This is a genomic window from Herbaspirillum huttiense (assembly GCF_004367745.1).
GTDB lineage: Bacteria > Pseudomonadota > Gammaproteobacteria > Burkholderiales > Burkholderiaceae_D > Herbaspirillum > Herbaspirillum huttiense.
This window is the reverse complement of sequence record NZ_CP037993.1, coordinates 2,668,167-2,688,744: the sequence shown is the minus strand read 5'-3', so window position 1 is coordinate 2,688,744 and position 20,578 is coordinate 2,668,167. Positions and strand designations below refer to the sequence as shown.

Below are 20,578 nucleotides of genomic sequence, written 5' to 3'. Positions count from 1 at the left end.
CCTGCGCCTTGGATGATCAGGGTGCGTCGACGTATCCCTTGCGCAGCTTTTCGGCGACCAGTTTTTCCATCTCGCGTTGTGCACGCTCTTCCGATTCATGCGACTTGATCAGGCGCTGACCTTGCGTCCCGGTCCGGCCGTAAGTGACGGTCAGCTCGGCACCCGACCGGCTGATGTTCCAGAACTTGCTGGAACTCCCCTGCGCATAGGAAAGCGCACGGCTCTCGGCGGCGGCACCGCTCGCAGCGGTCGCTTCGGACAACTCATCGATGGCAACGTGCGCGGTCGGTGTGGCTGTTGACTCGGCGGGCTGCTCGCCCGGAGCGGCGTTCTGCTCCGGCAACACCGCCTCCTCTCCCTCGGCCAATATCCGTTCGATGCGCTCGATCACCGCAACCGGATCGCGCAACCAGTCACGTCCCGGCAGGTCCAGCACTTTCCATCCGAAACTGCGCAGGATGGCCGGACGGAAGACGTAGCGCTCCACCGTATCGGTGACCGCCTGCGCGGGATTGTCGAGCAGGATGGCCAGTGCATAGGCACCTTCCTCGCCCTCGATGGCGAGATCGCAGCGGAACTGCGACCGTCCGACCTGCAGCTGGACCCGGTGCCCGCGCTGGCGCAGGGCCTGAGCCAGTGCATCGCGGATGCTGTCTGGCTGCAGCTCGGCGGCAAAGGCCTTGCGCGCCCCTTGGTTGAGCGCGCCCAGGATGGTCTGGGCGTGATCGAAGCGGCCGGTGGCGCTGGCCTGCGCAAATTGCAGGAAACTGCGCAGGGCTGCCGCACCGTCGTTGTGGACGTTGGTGATGGCGTCCGCCTGGATCGAGCTCACCACCGCCATGCGATGGCGTGCCCGGCTGAAGATCACGTTGAGCCGCTTCTCGCCGCCGCGCTGGTTGATCGGGCCGAAGTTCATCAGCATTTTGCCGTTGGGGCCGGGGGCGTAACAGATGCTGAGGATGATGACGTCACGCTCGTCGCCCTGCACGTTTTCGAGGTTCTTGATGAAGAGGCCATTGAACTGGTCGTCGTCCTCGCGCACGTATTCGCGCTCCAGACGGGTGCTGAACTCCGGATCTTCAGAGGCCAGCGCCTCCAGCGCCGCTTCGATGGTGCTTTGCTGGGCTTCGGAGAACGCCACGATACCCAGGCTCAGGCCGGTCTCGCGATTGAGCATTTCCCGCACGGCCTGGGCGATGTAGCGCGCCTCGGCTTGATTGCTGCGATCGGCGTAGACCCCGTCCTCCAGCCAGTGGAAGCTGACCGGGCTGCCCATGAGCAGGTCGGCGGCCAGCGTACCGGCATCGTCCTGGTCCGAGCGCGGGCGCGGCAGTTGCTCCAGCGGGCGTTCGCGCAGGCGGTCCGGAATGGTGACCAGACGGCCGTCATAGAAGGCCGCATTGGAGAAGCTGATCAGGGTCTCATGGCGACTGCGATAGTGCCAGGCCAGCAGTGTGGCGGGCAGATTGCGGGCTGCCTGGTTCAGCAGGCTGTCGGAATCCAGATTGATGGCGATGCGCTCCCCATCCTCTTCCACCAGGATCTCGTCTTCCTCGCCGCTGCCGGCCGCCGAGAAGAAACTGGTCGGCGGCAACTGCATCTCGTCGCCCACCACGATCACCTGCTGGGCGCGGCTCAATGCCGGGATCGCCTCTTCGGTAGGAATCTGGCTGGCCTCGTCGAAGATGACGACGTCGAACAGCGTGCTGCTCAAGGGCAAGGTATCGGACACCGACAGCGGACTCATCAGCCAGATCGGTTTGAGGTCATTGATGACCGCGCCGGTCTCATCATCGGCCAGGTCGCGGATGGAGCGATAGCGCATGCTCTTGCCGAACTCATGTTCCAGTTCGCGGCGGCCGGTGGCGTATTGCTTCTTCAGGGCCTTGCCCTGGATATCGAGCTGCGTGGCCGAGAGCCCGGACAGGCGCACATGCTCGCTGAACTGTCCCTGCAAGGTGGCCTTGATCGCCTCGGCATTGATGTCCAGCAAGCTGCGCTGGGCCTGTGCTATCGCGCGGGTCGCCAGCGCCAGGTCGGTGCCGCTGAAGCGTTCCAGCACCGGATGGGCGCGCCCCAGGCGACGCCAGGCCTCATCCGCCACCAGAGCTTCCAGCGCCAGCGGATCGGCATGCACGCCCAGTACCGTCGCAGCGTAGGTGGCGTCAACGTCATGGACCGCCTGCAACAGCGGTAGCAGGTCCGGCAAATCTTCCAGGGCTTCGCGCAGATCGCGGAACAGCTCGCCTGTCTGTTCCAGATTCCGTTGATCCGGAGCCGAAAGCGTCGAATCGACCAGTGCTGCCAGCGCCTGCACATCGTCATGCGCGCCCGCCAGGCTCATCACCAGTGCAGCCGGATCCCCGGCGCGGCGCAGATGATCGACCAGCGCTTGCAGACCGGCCGGCGTGTTCATGCGGTTCCTGAGCGTTTCCAGGGTCTGCAGAAACTGCTGCATGTCACTGGCCCCATAACGTCGACGCGCCTCTTCCTCCGTCGCAGCCAGCCGTGACAGCGCCTCGTGTTCGGCCTTCAGTTGCGTCAGGACGGTGGCATAGCCGGGGTGCAAAGCATGCTGGCTGAAATCGTAGCGACGCTTGAGTTCTCCGCGCAGACGCCACCAGGCAGGCTTGAACCAGCGCGAGAAGGATGATTCCATCTGGCCGGCCAGCCGCAGCGCGGTCTCGGTATCGTCCGCCCGCAGCTTGTCGCGCCAGTGGCCGGTGACCGACTGGGCTGCCGTCACGGCTTGCTGGCCTTGTGCCATCGCTTCGCGCCATTGCGACAAAGCCGCCTGGCCAGGTGAAGCAGGATCCAGCAGATCCAGATGGCGCGCCAGGCCGCTGTCAACCAGGCGCTTGCTTTCGGTGACGACCTGCTGCGCGGCCTTCAGGGGGGTATCGGCGACGATCGGACTTTGGCTGCTTTCCAGCAAAGACGTCAGACGCCCGAGGATGGCATCGACCGCATCACAGCGACGCTCCAGTTCCGCCACCACCCCTTGCTGGCGCAAGACCGTGGCAGAGAGCGTGGCAAAGGGATGGGTGGCCGGCACGCTGGTGCCAAAACGTTCCTGCATGACGCCCTGCAAGCGCCGGGTCAGCTCGCGCTGCCCGTCCCACAGCGTCCACGCGCACAAAGCTTCACGTACCGCTGCACCCACGTCCAGTGGCGGGGGCAGCTCGGCCAGCCGCCGCAACAGGCTGCGCACGCTCAGGCCGACACTCTCCGGCACCATTGCCATGGCTTGTTCGAACTGGTCGATGCGCCGCTGCTGCTCCTGCAAGCCTGCCGCCACGCCGGCGCGCCGGGCGCGCAAGCGCTCACCCTCAGACGGCTGGGCGATCCACTGCTCATAGCATTGCTTCAGATCGGCGATGAAGGCCTTCTTGTCGGCCTGTGAGTCGTGGATCAGGCAGCACAGCTGCGCCAGCCCGCTCTGCTTGAGCCGGTGGAACACCACATCCAGCGCCGCCCGTTTCTCGCAGACGAATAGCACGCGCTTGCCCTGCCCGGCATAATCGGCAATCAGGTTGGTGATGGTCTGCGATTTGCCCGTGCCCGGCGGCCCCTGGATGATGAAACTGCGCTGCGTGCGCGCCAGTTGCACGGCGGCGTTCTGGGTCGCATCCGAGGACACCACGTTCCATTGCTCGGAAGGGGCCAGCGGTGCCGGCGGGCTGGTATCGAGCTCGCGTGGCTGGATCGAGAAGATACGGTCAAAGGCCGGATTGCCGTTGGCGTCCTCCAGCAGCTGGGCATAGTCGCGCACCAGCGACATTTTCCTGTAGTTGAAATTGGCCAGCGTTACCTGGGTGAGATCCAGATCCCAGGCGTAACGATGCCCGCTGGATTCCTCCAGAACATAGCCGGCCCGCTCTTCCTGCTGCTCGCTGACGGCCGCTTCACTGGTGGCCACCATCTGCGGGCGGCGCAGCGTGGCACCGGCCTCAAAGCGCTGCGGCAGCTCGCTGGGACGCACATAGTGCTCGAACAGCGCCTTGCCCAGCGGACGATAGTCATCACGGGCATAACTGTAAGGCGGCAGCCATGACGTGGCCCGGCTGCGCTGCGCACCGCCACCCGGGCGGCGGCGCGTGTATTGCTGCATGCGTTGCATGGCCTTCTGCCGCACCAGCCGCACCGAGGCCTTGTCGACCAGACGCAACTCCACCGCCGGTTCGGACTGGTGGATCTTGTTGCGCAAGTCCTCGTGGATCTGCTGCAGGGAGGTCTTGGCCAGGTCGATGGTTTCAGGCAGCGCGATGTCGTACAGCTGGGACAGGCAGTGGCGCAGCACCGGATTGAATTCGGCTTCGGAAGTACTGCACTGGATGAGGTACTGATCCCGCACGCCCTTGCGCTTGACCAGCTCCACCGGCAGCCACAGCAGCGGCGAGACGATACGCTCATCAGGCGCTTCCTTGAGGTTGTGCCAGCGCAGGAAAGCCACCACCAGCCGCAGGTTGCTGAAGCCGAACTCGGCACGGTCGTGGCGTGTCTCGGAAATCAGCTTGTCCAGCGTGGCGGGCAGATAGAGCTGGTCATCGAAGCGCAGCCAGTTCTGCAGGGAAATCGGCTTGCCCGCCACCAGTTGTTCGGCGAAAGGGCCGCCCCAGGTACAAATCTGTTCCGGCTTGATGCTGTCGACGTTGAGCATCAGGGGTACGCTGGCCACCGTCAGGTTGACGTTGGCACTGGTGGGGCGGAAATACAGCAGCCGGTTGCGGCGGGACAGGTCGAACAGGCGATCCCGCAGGTGCGACAGCACGGCGATGCGGCGCGGAGCCACCCCATCCTTGCCCGCCAGCGCCCGTTCCACATCCAGCGCCACCGGCTGGTCGCGCCAGGTACGCAGGCGCAGCGCCAGCGCAGCCACATCGGTGGCGCGATCATGGCGGTTCAGTTCGGTCATCTCGACGATGACGCTGGCGATGATGGGAGACAGCTTGTCGTGCAGCTCAAACAGATTGTGACGGTGCTGCACGAAGAGGCGCAGGTCGTCCTGCTCGACCAGGTCCAGTCCGCAGGCCAGTCCCCCAAGCAGCATGCCGAGCTGGAACACATCGGTGATTTCATCATGATGGCCCAGCGCGATTTCCCAGCTCTTCGGACCGCTCAGGTAGACCGGCCGCGTCATCCGCGCGGATTCGTCCTCGAGCAAGGCCAGATCGTGCTGGGTGCGCAGGCCGTCGGAGTGATGATCAAGCTGCAGCGCACCCACGATGGACAGGCCCGAAGACAGATGCGGTTGCAAAGCATGGACGGCATCGATATTCATCTGCGGGGCTTGACCCGCCGGATGTCGCAGGGACAGTCCGCCTTGCTGATCCACCAGCAGCGTCTCTTCGCTCAGTGCGGCGACCCGGCCCTGTGCATGCAGTTCTGCGACCTGCGCAAAGAGCGGCAGCATCAGCACCAGCAGGTCATCGTTGGAGAGCAGCTTGCCGGCTTGCGCATCGATCAGCTCGCGCAGGCTGGCCGATGCGGCCGGGGAGGATGGGTGTTCACTCATGCTGCGGCCTCCTTGGCCAGTTGTCGCTTGTATCGGTCCAGTTCGCGCTTGCCGAAGCCAGCCTCGCGTTTGAGCAGTTGATGCAGATGGTCCAGCGTCGCCAATGCTTGCGCGATCACGCCGGCACGCAGCAGGACCGGTTCCTGCTGGTCCGGATCGGCCAGGGCCAGATCGAGCATCAAGGCCGTCAGGTAATGGCGCACGGGTTCATCGGCGTGTTCCGGGGCAAAGGCTTGCGGTGTGACGGCGGGTTCATCCTGGTGCCAGTCGGGGAACATCAGCTCTATCTGCGCCTTCACCGTCTCGCTCAGGAGCTCCGTCCCGGCAAAGAAGTGCGCCAGGAATCCGCGGGTCATGCCTTGCAGCCGGTGCTGGCCAGGCAGGTCCAGGCCGCGCAGCGCCAGCGGCCCCTGCAGACGCTGCTGCAGCCACGGGCCGAGTTCTTCGCTGCCTTCCCACCAAAGCTGCAGGGCGCGGGCGCGCATGAATACTTCCGGATGACTGGCCGCCTCGCTGGCACCGGTCTGCTGCGCATCGACCTCGGCCGCCTGCCGCAGATAGGCGGCCGCATCGACCTGGCGGATGCCGGTATTGAGCTTGACCAGCGAGGAAATCGCGGGGTCCGGCGAGCCGCAGGCGATGGCCGCACCGCGATCAGCGAACAGTTCGGTATGCAGCGCGTAGCGACGCCAGGTTTCGCTGAAGGAGGCGGCGGCACCCGGAGCCGCGCTGGCATCGGAGAGGATGCGTTCGGCCTGCAGGAACGCCCCCTCCTCCTGCGACCAGAGCACGTAATGCGCAAGTTCATGCCCGAAGACGGCCAGCAGTTCCTGTTCGGACAGTCGCGCCAGGAGGTCGCCCTGCACGATCAGGTGAACCTCACCGGGCACGAACACAAGCGAGGCATTCATCTCCGTCCCGGCCGACTGGTACAGGGTGGCCGGTACCTCCACGTTCAGGCCCAGGCGCTGCCGCGCCAAGTCCAGTGTGGCGTGAATCTCGGGATGGGCCGCTTGATCGATGCGGTAAGTGTTGCGCAACAGTGCCGTGCGCAAGGATTCGCGCTGCTCTGCATGGCTGGTCCGGGCGGCCGCCCAGCGCCAGACTTCGGGCTCGTGCGTGCGCAGATGGTCGATGACGGCGAGGTGATAATCAAGCGGAGTCAGCCCCCTGAGCTCCTGCGTCGTGGGATTCATGCAAGCCCTGTCGTTCGTAAATTTTTGTGACGATTCTACAGGGAAACACCAACATGCTGCATACCCACACATGCTGAACTGAAGCACAAATAACGCTACAGGGCGGCGCGAACCCGGTGGCGTTTTATAAGCATGCTTGCGTCAGGATCTTAAATCGCGCGCGACGCGGCTCGCGGGCATCTGCTCACAAGGCAGTCCGCCAGCGCCGGTGGGAGCAAGGTTGCGCTATTCCCAAACCGAATTCTCTAACACGCTCAGTGCCTGAAACTTAGGTTTGGCAAACCAGTACCCCTGCATCAGGTCGATCCCCAGCGCCGCCAGGTGATCGCGTTCGGCACGGGTCTCGACGCCCTCGGCCAGGATCTCGATATCCAGCTCCTCGCAGATGGCGGCGATGCCGGCCACGATGGCCTGGCGCGGCTTGGCGGTGTCGATGTTGCGGACCAGGTCCATGTCGATCTTGATCAGATCGGGCTGGTATTCGGCCAGCAGGTTCAGGCCCGCATAGCCGGCGCCGAAGTCATCGATGGCGGTACGAAAACCGAAGCGGCTGTATTCCCGGAAGATGTTCACCAGGTGCGGGCGGTCGACCACGCGCTCCCCTTCGGTTACCTCGAAGATGATGCGTTCGATCGGGAAGTCATGCTTGCGCGCTGCCTTGAAGGTGCTCTGGATGCAGACCTCCGGGCGGTACACCGCATTGGGCAGGAAATTGATCGACAGGTACTGCGTCATGCCCAGCCGTGCCGCGCCTTCCACCGCCTTGGTACGGCAAGCCTGGTCGAAACGATAGACGTTGCTGTCGTTGACCTGCTCCAGCACCGTGTACGCGGGCTCGCCCTGCGGCCCGCGCACCAATGCTTCATAGGCGTACACCGAGCGCGTGGACAGGCGCACGATGGGCTGATAGGCATATTCAAACTCGATGTCCAGCTTACCGTCGTCCGAGCAGCCCTCGCAGGAGCGACGCGCAGCGTCCTCTCCCGGGCTGGCATTGGAGTCTGGAATGAGGGGGATCATGCTTTCTCCGGTAAATCATTAGTTGCAAAACGGCATCTATGCTACCGCATCTTGCCAACGATACCAGAAGTTTCACAAGCCGATTGACTTCCATCCCTCGCGCCGCCACTGCTCCAGGCCTGCCTCTCCGAAACGCCACAGGTGCAGCCAGCCATGTTCCAGCAGTTGACGCACGATGGCGTGGCGGGCGACCACGGCATCGATGGCCTCGGCCGGCGCATCGATCACGACGGTCAGGCGCAGCGGTTCATGCACCCACTGCTGGCCATCATGCAGCGACTGGCGCGACAGGCCGATGCGCAGATCGCCGCCATTGCCTTCGAACACACCGATGGTGCCCCCGACCACGTTGTGCAAGAGCTTGTTGCCGCTGCCCAGGCGCTGCGGATCGCTGGTGGAGGCGTGATATTGCCAGTTGATCCAGTGCGTCACCAGCATGGGCGCGGTCATCAGCAGTTCCAGCACGCTGCCGTCCCGATCCTCGCTGGCCTCGTAGTCATGCAGGAAGCAGCGGCCACCCAGGTCCAGTCCACGGCTGCGTGAACGCGGGGCGATCAGGAAGGCGGCATTGCCGGTCAGGCCCCATTCAGGACGCGTCTCTGCACCGTCGTTGGCGCGGCGGCGCAGTTGCTTCAGCAAGGCCGGCGCGGCCTGGGCCGGCTCCATCCCCAGGCGCAGCGCACGCTCGCGGCGCACGCGATCACCGGCTTCGGCCAGCACCGGCTGCAGGGCTTGCCAGCGCGCGCGGGCCGCTGCCGGCATCAGGTCGAGATCGAAGGCTTCGATTTCGTCCGTCGTGGTGTTGTGCAGGACGGCCAGGAAGTGGCTGTCTTCGGGAATGAAGATCTGCCGGTCCAGCAGGCCGCGGCGCACCTCCTGTTCGTTGAGCAGCTGCGCCAGCGTTCGCGCGTTGACTTCGCCGGTCTGGCCGCAGCAGGCGCCGCAATCCAGCGCTGCCGCATGCGCGTTGTTGGCGGACTGGCTGCCATGCCCGGCCAGCAGTATCAGCGGGGCCACCTGGCGATCCAGGCCCATGGCGTGCAGCACGCGGGCGGCCAGTGCCACCTTGTCGTCCAGCGCGACGCGGACCAGTTGCGGCCGGCACACTTCGCGATAACGCGACGGCAGCCCGGCCAGGTCATCGCGCGCACGTTCGGCCTGGCCCGGCTGCAGCCATTTCCAGAGGCCGCCCAGCGCCGTCACGCCCGCCACCTCGACGAAGGAAAACGCCGACCCCGGCCAGCGCGTATTGCCCTGCCACTGTTCCTTGAAGGCCAGTGTCTTGCGCCGCGCCCGTGCCACGGCACTGGCCAGCACGCCACCATCGGCGACCGTTCCGGCGGGGGCGACCACATCCTGCACCTGATAGGCCGGTGCCAGCAGGCCCGGCAACTGCGGACGGCTGGCCTCGGTGGCCAGCGGCGTGTAGGCCACCGGCAGGCCGAAGAAACCCGCGAAGCCCATCGTCTGCATGCCAGGATGGACCGCTTCCAGCGCCCGCCGTAGCGGTTCGCTGCGTACATCGATGCAGAATGCGGCCTGCACCTCGACCTGCGGCGCTGCATTGGCCGACTGTTGCAGCAAGGCTGCCGCCAGCTTGCGCTGGTAGCCAGCCTCCAGTGCGACCTGCCAGAGTTCATCGACCAGCAGATCCTGACGGACTTGTTCCAGACGCTCCTGCGAGCGCGCCCAGGCCTGCTGCACCGTGTGGAAGGCGTGGCTGGCGGCTTCGTCGTCCTTGCACTCCAGCAGCAAGGCACCCCAGGCCATGCGGATGGCCAGCAATTCACGCAGGTGTTCATCACTGCCGCCTGCGAGTTTGGCCTCCCAGCCCAGATAGGCACACCACGAGGCCCAGCCATTGACGGTCAGCAGGACCGATTCAAGATAGTCGACCCAGACCTCGGGCGGCAGGTCCATGCGCCGCATCACCCAGCGTTCGGCCTCGCGCGCGCAGGCCGGCAGCGCCCGGACGCCATCGGCGATGTGCGGCAGGCCCATCAGCAGGCCGATGCCGTGGTCGTGTTCCAGCGTCTCGCGCCAGAAGGCATACAGGCCCATGCCGCGTTCAGGCTGCCAGTCGGCCTGGTGCTGGTCGAAGTAGGCGGCACAGGTCTGGCTGACCTGGTGCGTGATGGCCTGCCGCCAGGAGAGCCGGGTGTGGCGCTGGGGATCGTTGTCCAGCACGTCGATCAGCAGCGGCAGCCGTGGCGCCGGGCCGGTGGCGGCCAGTACCGACAGACAGTGGGCAACGTCGAAACCGCGTTCCTGGGCCTCGATCGATTGTGCCAGGGCGTATTCCAGATCTGCTTCGGTCACCCGGCCCTGGTCCCAGGCCTGCTGCAGCTGTTCCTTGGGCGGAAAGACCTGGATGCCGCCCAGCAGGGCCATGCGCGCAGCCACCTGGCGCAGCGGCATGCCGACCCGCGACCAGTGCGGATTGACGGCGATGGCACGATCCAGTGGCCAGGCCGGGGCGATGGCACCGCAGGCGTCCTGGCAGGCTTGCTGCAATTGCTGCTCCAGCTCGGCGCTCCACGCAGCGATCGGCGCGGCGGCTGGTCCTTGGCTATCTTGGGCTAATACGTTCATGCTGTTTCTCCGGTGAGGCGGGCTCAGCCCTGGCTACGGCCATCGGCGGCGAGATTGTTCACTTGTTGTTCGGCAGCGGCCCGGCGGGCACTGGGAGCCCAGTTCGAGGGCCACAACTGAAGCGCCAGGCGCGTATAGGCTTCATCGAGGTAGAAGCCGGCGTAGCTGCGGCGTCGCCAGGCGGCCATGGACTGCGGTGCCAGTTGCAGCAAGCCCATGCAGACATACAGGGCCAGCATCGCCAGCAAGGCCGTCACGCCGAACACGGCACGCGGGTAATCGTTGACGTGCAGCGGCAGCAGGTGGGCCACCAGGGCCGCGAGGGTCAGGCCGGCCGCACCCAGCAGGCCCAGCAGCCAGCCGCGCAGGCCGCTACCGCCCTTGGCCGTGGAGCGCCACAGCAGCGGTGCCCAGGCCAGCCCGAGGATGCCGCTCCACCACCATGGCCAGGCCGCATGCGGGCTGAGGCTGTGCAGGCCCAGCACCAGGGCGATGCTGACCATCGGGGCGAGGATCACGCTCCAGGCCGACGGCAGCGCCGGGCTGTGCAAGGCCGACAGGCGGGTCTCCCGCACCACCGAGGAGGCCGACAGGAAGGCGTGTGCCTTGTACAGCGAGTGGCCGATCAGGTGCAGCGCGGCGAACAGGTACAGTCCGGCGGCGCACTCCAGCAGCATGAACCCCATCTGCGCCACGGTCGACCAGGCCAGTTTGACCTTGATGCTGATGCGGGTCAGCATCACCAGCCCCGCCAGCAGCACGGTACCGGCGCTGACGATGAGCAGCACGGCGCGCGCCGCGACGGCCTGCTCCAACAAGGGTGCAAACCGCACCAGCACGAAGCCGCCCAGATTCACCACGCCGGCATGCAGCAGCGCCGAGACCGGGGTCGGCGCTTCCATCACCTGAATCAGCCAGCCGTGTACCGGCAGCAGCGCAGTGCGCAGGATCACCGCCAGGGTCAGGCACAGTGCGCTGATCTGCAGGCTGGTACTCATGCCGTGCTGGCTCAGGTAGGCCCACAGGTCCGAGAAGGAGCCGCTGCCCACGGTCGTCCAGGCCAGTGCGGCCGCCGCGATCAGCAGGCAGTCGGCGATGCGGTCGGCGATGCTTTTCTTGTACGAAGCCAGACGGGCAAAGGGACGTTCCGGATAGAAGCACAGCAGGCGTTGCAGGGCCAGGCCCACGACGGCCCAGGCGGCGATCAGCACCACCCAGTGATCAGCCAGCAACAGCAGGTGGACGGCAGTCAGTACCAGCGCGAGCGCCGCGGCATACTGGCGCTGGCCGGCTTCACCCTGCAGGTAGCGCGCCGAAAAACTGCCGATCACGGTGCCCAGTCCCTGTACCAGCAGGGCCAGCACCAGGCCCAGCGTGGACGGATGCAGCACGCCCGGCCACGGGGCGCTGTCGCGTGCCATCACCAGGTTGAACAAGGTCAGCAGCAAAGCCAACAGGGAGAGCGACTGGAACAGCGTCCAGACGCGCGGCGGTGCCAGCCGGGACAGACACAGCGCCAGGGCGGCGGCCATCGTCAGCGCGGGCGGTGCCCAGGCGCTGCAGGAAATCAGGGGGATGGTCGTCATGACAAGAACCTCATGCATTGGAATGGCATCATGATGCTTGCCATCGATCGTTCTGTAAATTACATTTATCAGAACATATTCATTCATAAAAACGAACGATGCGCTTAGAACAGCTTAACTTTCATCATTTGCGTTATTTCTGGCGGGTGGCCAAGCTCGGCCATCTGACACGGGCGGCGGAAGAACTGCACACCTCGCAATCCGCCGTGTCCGCGCAGATCCGCCAGCTTGAAAAGCAGCTGGAAGAAGATCTCTTCATCCGTGAAGGCCGCCGCCTGACGTTGACCGACACCGGGCAATTGGTGTTCACCTATGCCGACAATATCTTTGGACTTAGCCAGGAGCTGCTGGGCCGGCTGGAAGGCCGCTCGGCCGGGGTGACGCGCCTGCGAGTGGGTAGCGTGGCCACACTGTCGCGTAACTATCAGGAAAACTGGATCCGTCCCATGCTCTCTGACCCCTCGGTCTCCCTGACGCTGGAGTCGGGCTTGCTGGAAGGGTTGCTGGAGCGGCTGATGCAGCATCAGCTTGATGTGGTGCTGGCCAATGAAACCGTGCCCTCCGACCCGGATCGGCCGCTGCACTGCCGCTTCCTGGGAAGCCAGGCGGTCTCGGTGGTGGGTCCGGCGCACCGCTGGGAGGCACGCAGCCTGCGCATTCCGCAAGACCTGGAAGGCGTCGACATGGCCCTGCCCGGCCCGCGTCACGCCCTGCGCATGCAATTCGACGCGCTGTGCATCTCCAATGACGTGCGCCCGCGCATGCGTGCCGAGGTGGACGACATGGCCATGCTGCGCCTGATCGCGCGCGACAGCGGCTGGCTCACCGTACTGCCGGAAGTGGTGGTGCAGGACGAACTGCGCAATGGTGCCCTGGTCGTGGCCGGCCAGACCAGCGAGCTGGTGGAAAGCTTCTATGCCATCACCACGCCGCATCATCACTACGATGAACTGCTGGACCGGCTGCTGGCGGGCAGTCCCGTCCCTTCTTGATCTTCGAGGAAGATTGTTTTCAGCCGCACGCTGGTTACCGGTCGGAAATAAATGCTACTCCTTGGTAGAATGCGAGATGATTTGCGCAAATATATGTACGCTAATGCCAATATTGCCAACGTGGTAATGGCGTACACTTGGGCAACTCAGGGGGCAAGTGTTGTCGAGCTTGCTGCTTCACGACAAGAAACCCGGCGGGCACGATGAGGAAGGCACTTTTCAGGTATCGCGACGAGCTGGTCAGGATAGAGCTCAAGTGTCCGGGCGACGCCGGCACCGGCTGGACCTGGGATCTCTACATCAATGGCGAACTGCAATTCTGTGGCGAAGATGCCCCGTTTGCGTTCGCTGAAGAGGCGATGGCGGCCGCCAAACAGGCCAGCCGCCACCTGATCGACCTGCTGCACGCCTCCCACTGAGCAGCGCAGCGCGCTTGCCACAGCTGCTTCAGCGAATCACCCATCGTTTCACACCCTCCTCTTGCTTCGCTTCCGGTTCAGAAAGCCTTGCCATCTTCATGCCGCGCATTTATTATATGAAATAATATATTATTAAATTAAATAGTGTTCACCATGACCAGCCCCAGCTCGCTACAAGCCGACCAGATGCGCCGCGCCGCCGGCCAGGCGGTGGCCGCGTTGAAGGTACTCGCCAATGAAGACCGGCTGTTGCTGATGTGCCAGCTATCGCAGGCTGAAATGTGCGTCAGCGAGCTGGAGGAAACACTCGATATCCGCCAGCCCACACTGTCCCAGCAACTTGGCGTGTTGCGCAACGAAGGGGTGGTCAGTACGCGGCGCGAGGGCAAGCGGGTGTACTACCGTGTCGCCGATCCCAAGCTGCTTGAGATGCTGGGACTGATGTACCAACTTTATTGCCCCAAGGAATGAACATGGACATGGCCTGGAATGCCTTCACCCCCGTCGCCTCGCTGGCCGGTGGCCTGCTGATCGGAGCGGCCGCCAGCGTGCTGGTGCTCTGCAATGGACGCATTGCCGGCATCAGCGGCATCGTCGCCGGTCTGCTGCCGCCCTCGGCATCGGATCGCGCCTGGCGCGCCCTCTTCGTTCTCGGCTTGCTTCTTGCGCCGCTGCTGGTGTCACTGGCAAGCGCCCTGCCCGCGCCGCGCATCGATGCCGGCTATGCGGCCATCGTACTCGCAGGCCTGCTGGTCGGCGTGGGGACCCGTTACGGTGCCGGTTGCACCAGTGGTCACGGCGTCTGCGGCTTGTCGCGCCTGTCGCCACGCTCGGCGGTGGCGACGGCGTGCTTCATGGCGGCCGGATTTCTGAGTGTCTATCTGTTGCGCCACGTGCTGGGGCTGCAAGGAGTGCTGCCATGAGGCTTCTGCGCAACCTCGCCGCGCTGGCCGCCGGCTTGCTGTTCGGCCTCGGCCTGATCGTCTCGGGCATGGCCGATCCGGCCAAGGTATTGGGATTTCTGGATCTGGCTGGCCAGTGGGATCCATCGCTGGCCCTGGTGATGGGCGGGGCCATCGCCATCGGGCTGCCGGCCTTTACGCTGGCACGCAAGCGTCAGCGCACACTGCTGGGCGAACCGATGCAATTGCCCACGGCGCGCACCATCGACCGCCGGCTGGTGCTGGGCAGCCTGCTCTTCGGCATCGGCTGGGGCATTGCCGGCATCTGCCCGGGACCGGCATTGGTCTTGCTAGGCATGGCATCGGGCAAGGGCCTGGCCTTCGTGCTGGCCATGCTGGCCGGCATGCTGCTGTTCCGCTGGAGCGAGCGGTTTTGGGCGAAATGAATGTTGCTGCACGCAGGGTGTCCTTACAGGGGGCATCTTGCCGTAATCTGCCCGTTTGAATGTGAAGAAAAAACACCAGGATCACCCATGGACAATCTGCATATCGAAGGTCATTTCGACACCATCACCAGCACCGTCAGCTACCTCGTGCTGGACCGCGCCACCTTGCACTGTGCGCTGGTGGACAGCGTGCTGGACTACGACCCGAAGTCCGGCCGCACCTCCACCCGCAGCGCCGATCATCTGATCGCCCGTGTCCAGGCACTCGGTGCGACGGTGCAATGGATTCTGGAAACGCATGCGCATGCCGACCATCTCTCCGCCGCGCCCTACCTGAAGCAGAAGCTGGGTGGCCGCATCGCCATCGGCGAGCACATCCGCCAGGTGCAGCAGGTCTTTGGCAAGCTCTTCAACGCCGGCACCGAATTCGAGCACGACGGCAGCCAGTTCGATCACCTCTTCACCGATGGCGAAACCTTCCGGATCGGCCAGCTGCAGGCGCGCGTGATGCACACGCCTGGCCATACGCCGGCTTGTGTCACCTATGTAGTGGAAGAAGGCGGACAGAGCGCTGCCTTCGTCGGCGACACGCTGTTCATGCCCGACTATGGGACGGCGCGTTGTGACTTTCCGGGCGGAGATGCTCGGCAGCTGTTCCGTTCAATCCATGCGGTACTGTCGCTACCGCCGCAGACACGACTCTTCATGTGCCACGATTACCAGCCGGGAGGCCGCGAACTGCGCTACGAGACCACCGTGGCTGAAGAACGCCAGCACAACATTCACGTTCGCGAAGGGATCAGTGAAGAGGCATTCGTGGCCATGCGCAGCGCGCGTGATGCCACGCTGGACATGCCGGTGCTGCTGCTGCCTTCGGTACAGGTCAACATGCGCGCCGGACAGATGCCGCCAGCGGAAGGCAATGGTGTGCGTTATCTGAAGATCCCGCTCAACGCGGTGTGAGCAGGGTCAGCTGTGTCCCGAGGACTGGAACAGACCCAGCAGCGCGAGGCCGCCGATCAGTGCCAGGAGGAGGATGCCGGCCACGATGGCGATGGCGGCTTTGGGCTTGCGATCAGCCATGATGAGATCTCCCTTGTGCATGGATGTAATGGGGTCTGCGGACGGATCGCTCAAAATTCAGAATGAAGACTCATCCGCAAGCGTTCACCCTAGCAAGCGGAGTCGGGCAACGGCATCAGCGCCTGCCTGGAAATGGCCGTCCGAAAGCCTGTCATCCTCGTGGGACAAACGGCGGTCAAGCTGCGCCATCAGTTCGCCATCAAATACGAATTGCCCTCATTTTCGCTAATTGTCGTGGCCTTTGCCGCAGCACAGCCCTAGAATCTGCGCCATTCCGCAACCCTGTATATGAACAGAAGTGTCATGGCCAAATTCCATCTCGAACATCACAAGGTCGACGCCATCTCCTGGCTGCGCGCCGCCGTCCTGGGTGCCAACGACGGCATCGTCTCCACTGCCAGCCTGCTGGTGGGCGTGGTGGCGGCCAATGCCACGCATGAGAACGTGCTGCTGACCGGCGTCGCCGGCCTGGTCGCGGGCGCCATGTCGATGGCGACCGGCGAATATGTCTCCGTGCACTCACAAGCGGACAGTGAACACGCCGCCCTGAGCCAGGAGCGCGAAGAACTGGCCACGGATCCGGAAGGCGAACATCGCGAACTGATGGGCATCTACATGCGCCGGGGACTGAGTCAGGAGACCGCGCATCAGGTCGCCACCCAATTGATGGCCCACGATGCCCTCGATGCGCATGCGCGCGATGAACTGGGCATTTCCGAAACCACGGCAGCGCGGCCGGTCCAAGCGGCCATCGTCTCGGCCCTGAGCTTTGCCGTCGGTGCGGCCTTGCCACTGGCGGTGGTGCTCCTGGCACCGGTCGCCAGCCTGTTGCCGGCCATCGTGATCGCCGCCCTGCTGTCGCTGGCAGTACTGGGTGCGGTCGCGGCCAAAACCGGTGGTGCCAACTTGTGGAAGGGAGCCTTGCGGGTGAGTTTGTGGAGCTCGCTGGCCATGGGGTGTACGGCGGCGATCGGGTCTTTCTTCGGCGCGACCGTCTAGCCATCAAAGCCAACCCAGCCATTGCCCCCAAATCAGTTGGCCGAGATAGCGTGACGGCAGCAACGTGAAGGCCCCCGCCACCAGGCAAGCACCGATGTAGACCCGCTGCATGGTGCGCCGATGCAGCGCGATATCACCACGCATCACCGCCGAGAGCCCGCGGTAGAGCAGGAAGGCCGTAGCTGGCACCAGCAGATGCAACGGCGTATAGCCCGCGATGTTGGGCAGGTCATGCGAACGGATGAAGAGCGCCGAAAGGACGGTAACGGCCATGCAACTGAACCAGGCATAGCCCAGGGCGCGGTGCCATCGTGGCCGCACCGTGCGGCCGAGCCGGGCCCAGAAGGCGAAGGGTCCAATGACGACCGCAGCGAGTGCGACGCTCAAATGGAGTGCGATGAGAGGTGTGAGGGACATGGCAGGCTTTCAGCGAATCGGTGGAGCGATTCTGCTGAGGCTGCTGGCAGGACGATAGCGGGATGCGACGAAATGCAGATGGGATGCCGCAAAGTGCAACGGCAAAGCGAATTAGTGTCGTCAGGCCGCCCTGGTCCGATCAACACTTGCCGCAATACCCCGACCACCTGCGCGAGGGATGGGCCGTCCTCAGCGTTGGTGGCGGAGCAAGCACGTCGGGGTCGGAAACACGACGAACCACTCGGGCACCCGACCCGGGCCGCCGGAGGCACCCCCGCTGCCGTATCACCCGCTGCGATCCGAACTCTCCTCCCCCACCAGCTCCCTGACCCTGCGCGCCAGGACATCGGCCGCAAACGGCTTGGTCAAGACCTGCATCCCGCGTTCAAGATGACCATGATTGAGCACCGCATTCTCGGCATAGCCGGTCACGAACAGCACCGGCAATTCGGGCCGCGGTGCGCGGATGGCATCGGCCAGCTGGCGGCCGTTCATGCCATTGGGAAGCCCGACGTCGGTGACCAGCAAATCCAGCTCGGGATTAGCGGCCAAGACGCGCAAGGCCGAGGGACCATCTTCCGCCTCCAGCACGCTGTAGCCCAGATCGCTCAGGACCTCCACCGTCACCATGCGCACCAGCGGTTCGTCATCGACCACCAGAATGGTCTTGCTGCCAGGCGCTGCCGCCGCAGAGCCGTCGTCCGGCAACGGCAGGTCCTCTTCCCCGGCTTCGCCCAGGTGGCGCGGCAGGTAGATGCAGAGCGTCGCGCCCTGACCCAGTTCTGAATAAATGCGCACCGCACCGCCCGACTGGCCGGCAAAACCATACACCATGGACAGCCCCAGCCCCGTGCCCTGCCCGGTCGGCTTGGTGGTGAAGAAAGGATCAAAGGCGCGTGCCACCACATCCGGCGACATGCCGGTGCCGGTATCGCTCACGCACAGCGACACGTACTGGCCCGGCGGCACACCGCGCTGCATGGCGGCAATGTCGTCCAGCCAGCGGTTGGCGGTTTCAATGGTCAGCCGCCCGCCGTGCGGCATGGCGTCGCGCGCATTGATGCACAGATTGAGCAAGGCGTTTTCCAGCTGGCCGACGTCCACGAAGGTGTTCCACAAGCCACCTGCCGCGATGGTTTCCACCGTGATCGCCGGGCCCACGCTGCGGCCTATCAGTTCGTGCATGTCAGCCACAATGCGGTTCAGGTCGGCCGATTTCGGATCCAGCGTCTGCCGGCGCGAGAAGGCCAGCAGCCGCTGCGTCAATGAAGCCGCACGCTTGACGGCAGATTGCGCGCCATTGAGGTGGCGCTCGATGTCCGAGATGCGGCCCTGGGCCAGCCGCACTTTCATCAGTTCCAGGCTGCCGCTGATGCCGGCCAGGATGTTGTTGAAGTCATGTGCCAGGCCGCCGGTGAGCTGGCCCACCGCTTCCATCTTTTGCGCCTGGCGCAGGGCTTCCTCGGCTTCCAGCAAGGCAGTGGTGCGTTCCTGCACGCGTTGTTCAAGCGTGTCGTTGAGGGCGCGCAGCGCAGCCAGTGCGCGATCGCGTTCGGCTTCGACGGCGCGCCGCCCTTCGATGTCGATCAGCACACCGGGGAAGGTGCTGGCATGGCCGTCCGAGGTCAACTCCACGCGGCCATTGGCTTCCAGCCAGTAGTAGCGGCCGTCGCGGCGTCGCGTGCGGTATTGGTGGGCATAGGCACCGCCACGCGCCAGGGCTTCGCGGATGCGGGTGGAAAGCAGATCACGGTCGTCCGGATGCACTGACTGCATGAGGTCTTCCAGCTTCAGGCCAGCCAGGCCCTTCTCAGGGGGAACGCCGAAGGCGGCCGCAAAACCGTCATCCACGCTGAACCGGTCGGAGGGGATGTCCCAGATCCAGGTACCGATGATGGCCCCGGCCTCCATGGCCAGCTGCACGCGCTGGACGTTCTCGCGCAGAGCGGCTTCGGTACGGCGGCGTACGGTAATGTCGCGGAACAGCACCGAGACCTGCCGCATCTCCACCGGCCCGACGCGCGTAGCCGACACTTCGATGTGCCGGCCCACGGCCTGGAATTCCTGTTCGAAACGCAGCGGCTGGCCGGTCAGCAGGACCTGGCCATAGACATCCAGCCAGACCTGGGCATTGTCCGGCTCGATCTCGCGCAGGCGTTTGCCGACAATGCCCTCGATGCCGGTATGCCGGTAATAGCCCGAATTGGCTTCGATGTGGACGTAATCACTGAGCGGTCCATGCGGACCATCGATGAATTCGATGATGCAGAAACCGTCATCGATCGCCTCCAGCAAGGCGTGCCGATACGCTCTGCTCAAAGGAGAATTGCTTTCCATTGCCGTTGCCGCTTGCTGATCCAAGATTACGCCCTTCCTCGTCGCACTGTTCTGATTGAGCGTCCTCCGCCACCACGCTTGCGTCGTTACGGTAGAGCTTGTCGGCATAGTAATGGAATCCCTGACCCTGCGGCCAGTTTCCCGGACAAATCCCCCCGCCATGACAGTCCATGTGGCTGCCCTTACAATGGCAGCCCGCTGCTGGTTGGCGCGCTCTTTCTTGTTGATTGGCTTTTATGACTACCGCTTCCTCCAAAACGCTCCCGTCCTCGCAAAATATTCCTGCCCGGCTGGATCACGTGGTCCTCAATACCCACTACCAGATCGATCGTGCCCACGCGCAACTGCATGCGCTCGGTTTTACGCTGACACCGCGCGGCCATCATACGTTGGGCTCGGTGAACCATCTGGTCATGTTCGAAGGCGGTTACCTGGAGCTGATCGGCCAGCCCCGGGAGAGCGAAAAAGTCCGCCAGGAAATCCTCGACAGTCCGCTCGGCCTCGATGGCCTGGTCTATGCCGTCGATGACGTCCCCGCCTGCCACGACGCCTGGCTGGCGCTGGGGCTGGCCGTGCAACCGGTGCAGCACTTCTCGCGGCCGGTGGAAGTGGACGGGGTGGCCATCGATGCGCGCTTCTCCACGGTCCGCCTGATTCCCGGCCAGTTCGCCGCCGGACGCGTCTATGCCTGCCATCATTTCACGCCCGAACTGGTCTGGCGTCCGCAGTGGATGGCCCACGCCAATGGTGCGCGCGGTGTTGCCAGCATGGTCGTGGTGGATCGCGATCCTCAGGCGACCCGCCTTTCCTATGCACGGCTGGGCCAGTGGGAAGATGGCTTCCAGCTGGAGTTCCTGGATGCTCCTGCCCTCGCTTCACGTCTCGACACGTTGGCCGAGCATGCTCCCTCGCGGCCGGCGGCCTTTGCCATGCTGCGTTTCTTCGGGGTGGACCGGGCCATTGTTGCCGCGGGTGCGCGCTCGCTCGGATTGCCGTTGCAGCAGGATGCGCAACGGGTGCTGGTGGCCCTGCCCGATTTTGATGCCGTCTTCGAATTCACCGACTGAAACGTAA

The 20,578-nt window shown here is 64.5% G+C and carries 15 protein-coding genes; 8 read left to right on the top strand and 7 right to left on the bottom strand.

What is annotated here, in order from left to right; genetic code table 11:
- Positions 1-16: 16 nt before the first annotated feature.
- From E2K99_RS12150 to E2K99_RS12130, 5 genes are all read right to left on the bottom strand, one after another.
- Positions 17-5,515 carry an AAA domain-containing protein gene (locus tag E2K99_RS12150; protein WP_134222370.1) on the bottom strand — a complete coding sequence of 1,833 codons (5,499 nt, stop codon included), beginning with the start codon at positions 5,513-5,515 and terminating at the stop codon, positions 17-19.
- Entirely contained in the window at positions 5,512-6,711 is a 1,200-nt protein-coding gene (locus E2K99_RS12145) for a M48 family metalloprotease (protein ID WP_134222369.1), read from the bottom strand. Before E2K99_RS12145 ends, E2K99_RS12150 begins: the two co-directional genes overlap by 4 nt.
- Before the next feature lie 225 nt (positions 6,712-6,936).
- On the bottom strand, positions 6,937-7,731 hold the full coding sequence (locus E2K99_RS12140) for an EAL domain-containing protein (RefSeq protein WP_134222368.1): 795 nt from the start codon (positions 7,729-7,731) through the stop codon (positions 6,937-6,939).
- A 72-nt stretch (positions 7,732-7,803) separates the two neighbouring features.
- Complete coding sequence (locus E2K99_RS12135) at positions 7,804-10,323, bottom strand: YbcC family protein (RefSeq protein WP_134222367.1); 2,520 nt, start codon at positions 10,321-10,323, stop codon at positions 7,804-7,806.
- 23 nt (positions 10,324-10,346) lie between these two features.
- Positions 10,347-11,909: an NADH-quinone oxidoreductase subunit L gene (locus E2K99_RS12130; protein WP_134222366.1), complete on the bottom strand. Its 1,563-nt coding sequence runs from the start codon at positions 11,907-11,909 to the stop codon at positions 10,347-10,349.
- A gap of 98 nt (positions 11,910-12,007) precedes the next feature.
- Here E2K99_RS12130 and E2K99_RS12125 point away from each other — a divergent pair, with 98 nt between their 5' ends.
- The 7 genes from E2K99_RS12125 (at position 12,008) to E2K99_RS12095 (ending at position 16,750) form a co-directional block, all read left to right on the top strand.
- Complete coding sequence (locus E2K99_RS12125; protein WP_134222365.1) at positions 12,008-12,901, top strand: LysR family transcriptional regulator; 894 nt, start codon at positions 12,008-12,010, stop codon at positions 12,899-12,901.
- 203 nt (positions 12,902-13,104) lie between these two features.
- The gene (locus E2K99_RS12120) at positions 13,105-13,320 is read left to right on the top strand and encodes a hypothetical protein (protein WP_034329223.1); all 216 of its coding nucleotides are present in this window, start codon (positions 13,105-13,107) and stop codon (positions 13,318-13,320) included.
- 153 nt (positions 13,321-13,473) lie between these two features.
- Positions 13,474-13,791: an ArsR/SmtB family transcription factor gene (locus E2K99_RS12115; RefSeq protein WP_121040210.1), complete on the top strand. Its 318-nt coding sequence runs from the start codon at positions 13,474-13,476 to the stop codon at positions 13,789-13,791.
- A 2-nt stretch (positions 13,792-13,793) separates the two neighbouring features.
- Positions 13,794-14,243: a YeeE/YedE family protein gene (locus E2K99_RS12110; protein ID WP_134222364.1), complete on the top strand. Its 450-nt coding sequence runs from the start codon at positions 13,794-13,796 to the stop codon at positions 14,241-14,243.
- Entirely contained in the window at positions 14,240-14,668 is a 429-nt protein-coding gene (locus E2K99_RS12105; protein ID WP_134222363.1) for a YeeE/YedE family protein, read from the top strand. Before E2K99_RS12110 ends, E2K99_RS12105 begins: the two co-directional genes overlap by 4 nt.
- An 87-nt stretch (positions 14,669-14,755) precedes the next feature.
- Positions 14,756-15,631, top strand: a complete 876-nt coding sequence (locus E2K99_RS12100) for an MBL fold metallo-hydrolase (RefSeq protein ID WP_134222362.1) — start codon at positions 14,756-14,758, stop codon at positions 15,629-15,631.
- Positions 15,632-16,054: 423 nt separating this feature from the next.
- Positions 16,055-16,750, top strand: a complete 696-nt coding sequence (locus tag E2K99_RS12095; RefSeq protein WP_134222361.1) for a VIT1/CCC1 transporter family protein — start codon at positions 16,055-16,057, stop codon at positions 16,748-16,750.
- A gap of 3 nt (positions 16,751-16,753) precedes the next feature.
- Here the strand turns inward: E2K99_RS12095 and E2K99_RS12090 are convergent, their stop codons facing one another.
- Together E2K99_RS12090 and E2K99_RS12085 are read right to left on the bottom strand one after the other, a co-directional pair.
- The gene (locus E2K99_RS12090) at positions 16,754-17,167 is read right to left on the bottom strand and encodes a DUF2306 domain-containing protein (protein WP_121040200.1); all 414 of its coding nucleotides are present in this window, start codon (positions 17,165-17,167) and stop codon (positions 16,754-16,756) included.
- A gap of 285 nt (positions 17,168-17,452) precedes the next feature.
- Positions 17,453-19,504 (bottom strand): response regulator, encoded by a 2,052-nt coding sequence (locus E2K99_RS12085; RefSeq protein WP_134222360.1) that lies wholly within the window; start codon positions 19,502-19,504, stop codon positions 17,453-17,455.
- 236 nt (positions 19,505-19,740) lie between these two features.
- On the opposite strand from E2K99_RS12085, the gene E2K99_RS12080 reads away from it, so the two are divergent.
- Positions 19,741-20,571 (top strand): VOC family protein, encoded by an 831-nt coding sequence (locus E2K99_RS12080; protein ID WP_134222359.1) that lies wholly within the window; start codon positions 19,741-19,743, stop codon positions 20,569-20,571.
- The last annotated feature ends 7 nt before the right edge of the window (positions 20,572-20,578 follow it).

What these genes read in the sequence shown, in the direction of transcription:
- E2K99_RS12150 (WP_134222370.1), bottom strand. Translation starts at nt 5,515, where the DNA reads ATGAGTGAACACCCATCCTCCCCGGCCGCATCGGCCAGCCTGCGCGAG.
- E2K99_RS12145 (WP_134222369.1), bottom strand. Translation starts at nt 6,711, where the DNA reads ATGAATCCCACGACGCAGGAGCTCAGGGGGCTGACTCCGCTTGATTAT.
- E2K99_RS12140 (WP_134222368.1), bottom strand. Translation starts at nt 7,731, where the DNA reads ATGATCCCCCTCATTCCAGACTCCAATGCCAGCCCGGGAGAGGACGCT.
- E2K99_RS12135 (WP_134222367.1), bottom strand. Translation starts at nt 10,323, where the DNA reads ATGAACGTATTAGCCCAAGATAGCCAAGGACCAGCCGCCGCGCCGATC.
- E2K99_RS12130 (WP_134222366.1), bottom strand. Translation starts at nt 11,909, where the DNA reads ATGACGACCATCCCCCTGATTTCCTGCAGCGCCTGGGCACCGCCCGCG.
- E2K99_RS12125 (WP_134222365.1), top strand. Translation starts at nt 12,008, where the DNA reads ATGCGCTTAGAACAGCTTAACTTTCATCATTTGCGTTATTTCTGGCGG.
- E2K99_RS12120 (WP_034329223.1), top strand. Translation starts at nt 13,105, where the DNA reads ATGAGGAAGGCACTTTTCAGGTATCGCGACGAGCTGGTCAGGATAGAG.
- E2K99_RS12115 (WP_121040210.1), top strand. Translation starts at nt 13,474, where the DNA reads ATGACCAGCCCCAGCTCGCTACAAGCCGACCAGATGCGCCGCGCCGCC.
- E2K99_RS12110 (WP_134222364.1), top strand. Translation starts at nt 13,794, where the DNA reads ATGGACATGGCCTGGAATGCCTTCACCCCCGTCGCCTCGCTGGCCGGT.
- E2K99_RS12105 (WP_134222363.1), top strand. Translation starts at nt 14,240, where the DNA reads ATGAGGCTTCTGCGCAACCTCGCCGCGCTGGCCGCCGGCTTGCTGTTC.
- E2K99_RS12100 (WP_134222362.1), top strand. Translation starts at nt 14,756, where the DNA reads ATGGACAATCTGCATATCGAAGGTCATTTCGACACCATCACCAGCACC.
- E2K99_RS12095 (WP_134222361.1), top strand. Translation starts at nt 16,055, where the DNA reads ATGGCCAAATTCCATCTCGAACATCACAAGGTCGACGCCATCTCCTGG.
- E2K99_RS12090 (WP_121040200.1), bottom strand. Translation starts at nt 17,167, where the DNA reads ATGTCCCTCACACCTCTCATCGCACTCCATTTGAGCGTCGCACTCGCT.
- E2K99_RS12085 (WP_134222360.1), bottom strand. Translation starts at nt 19,504, where the DNA reads ATGGAAAGCAATTCTCCTTTGAGCAGAGCGTATCGGCACGCCTTGCTG.
- E2K99_RS12080 (WP_134222359.1), top strand. Translation starts at nt 19,741, where the DNA reads ATGACTACCGCTTCCTCCAAAACGCTCCCGTCCTCGCAAAATATTCCT.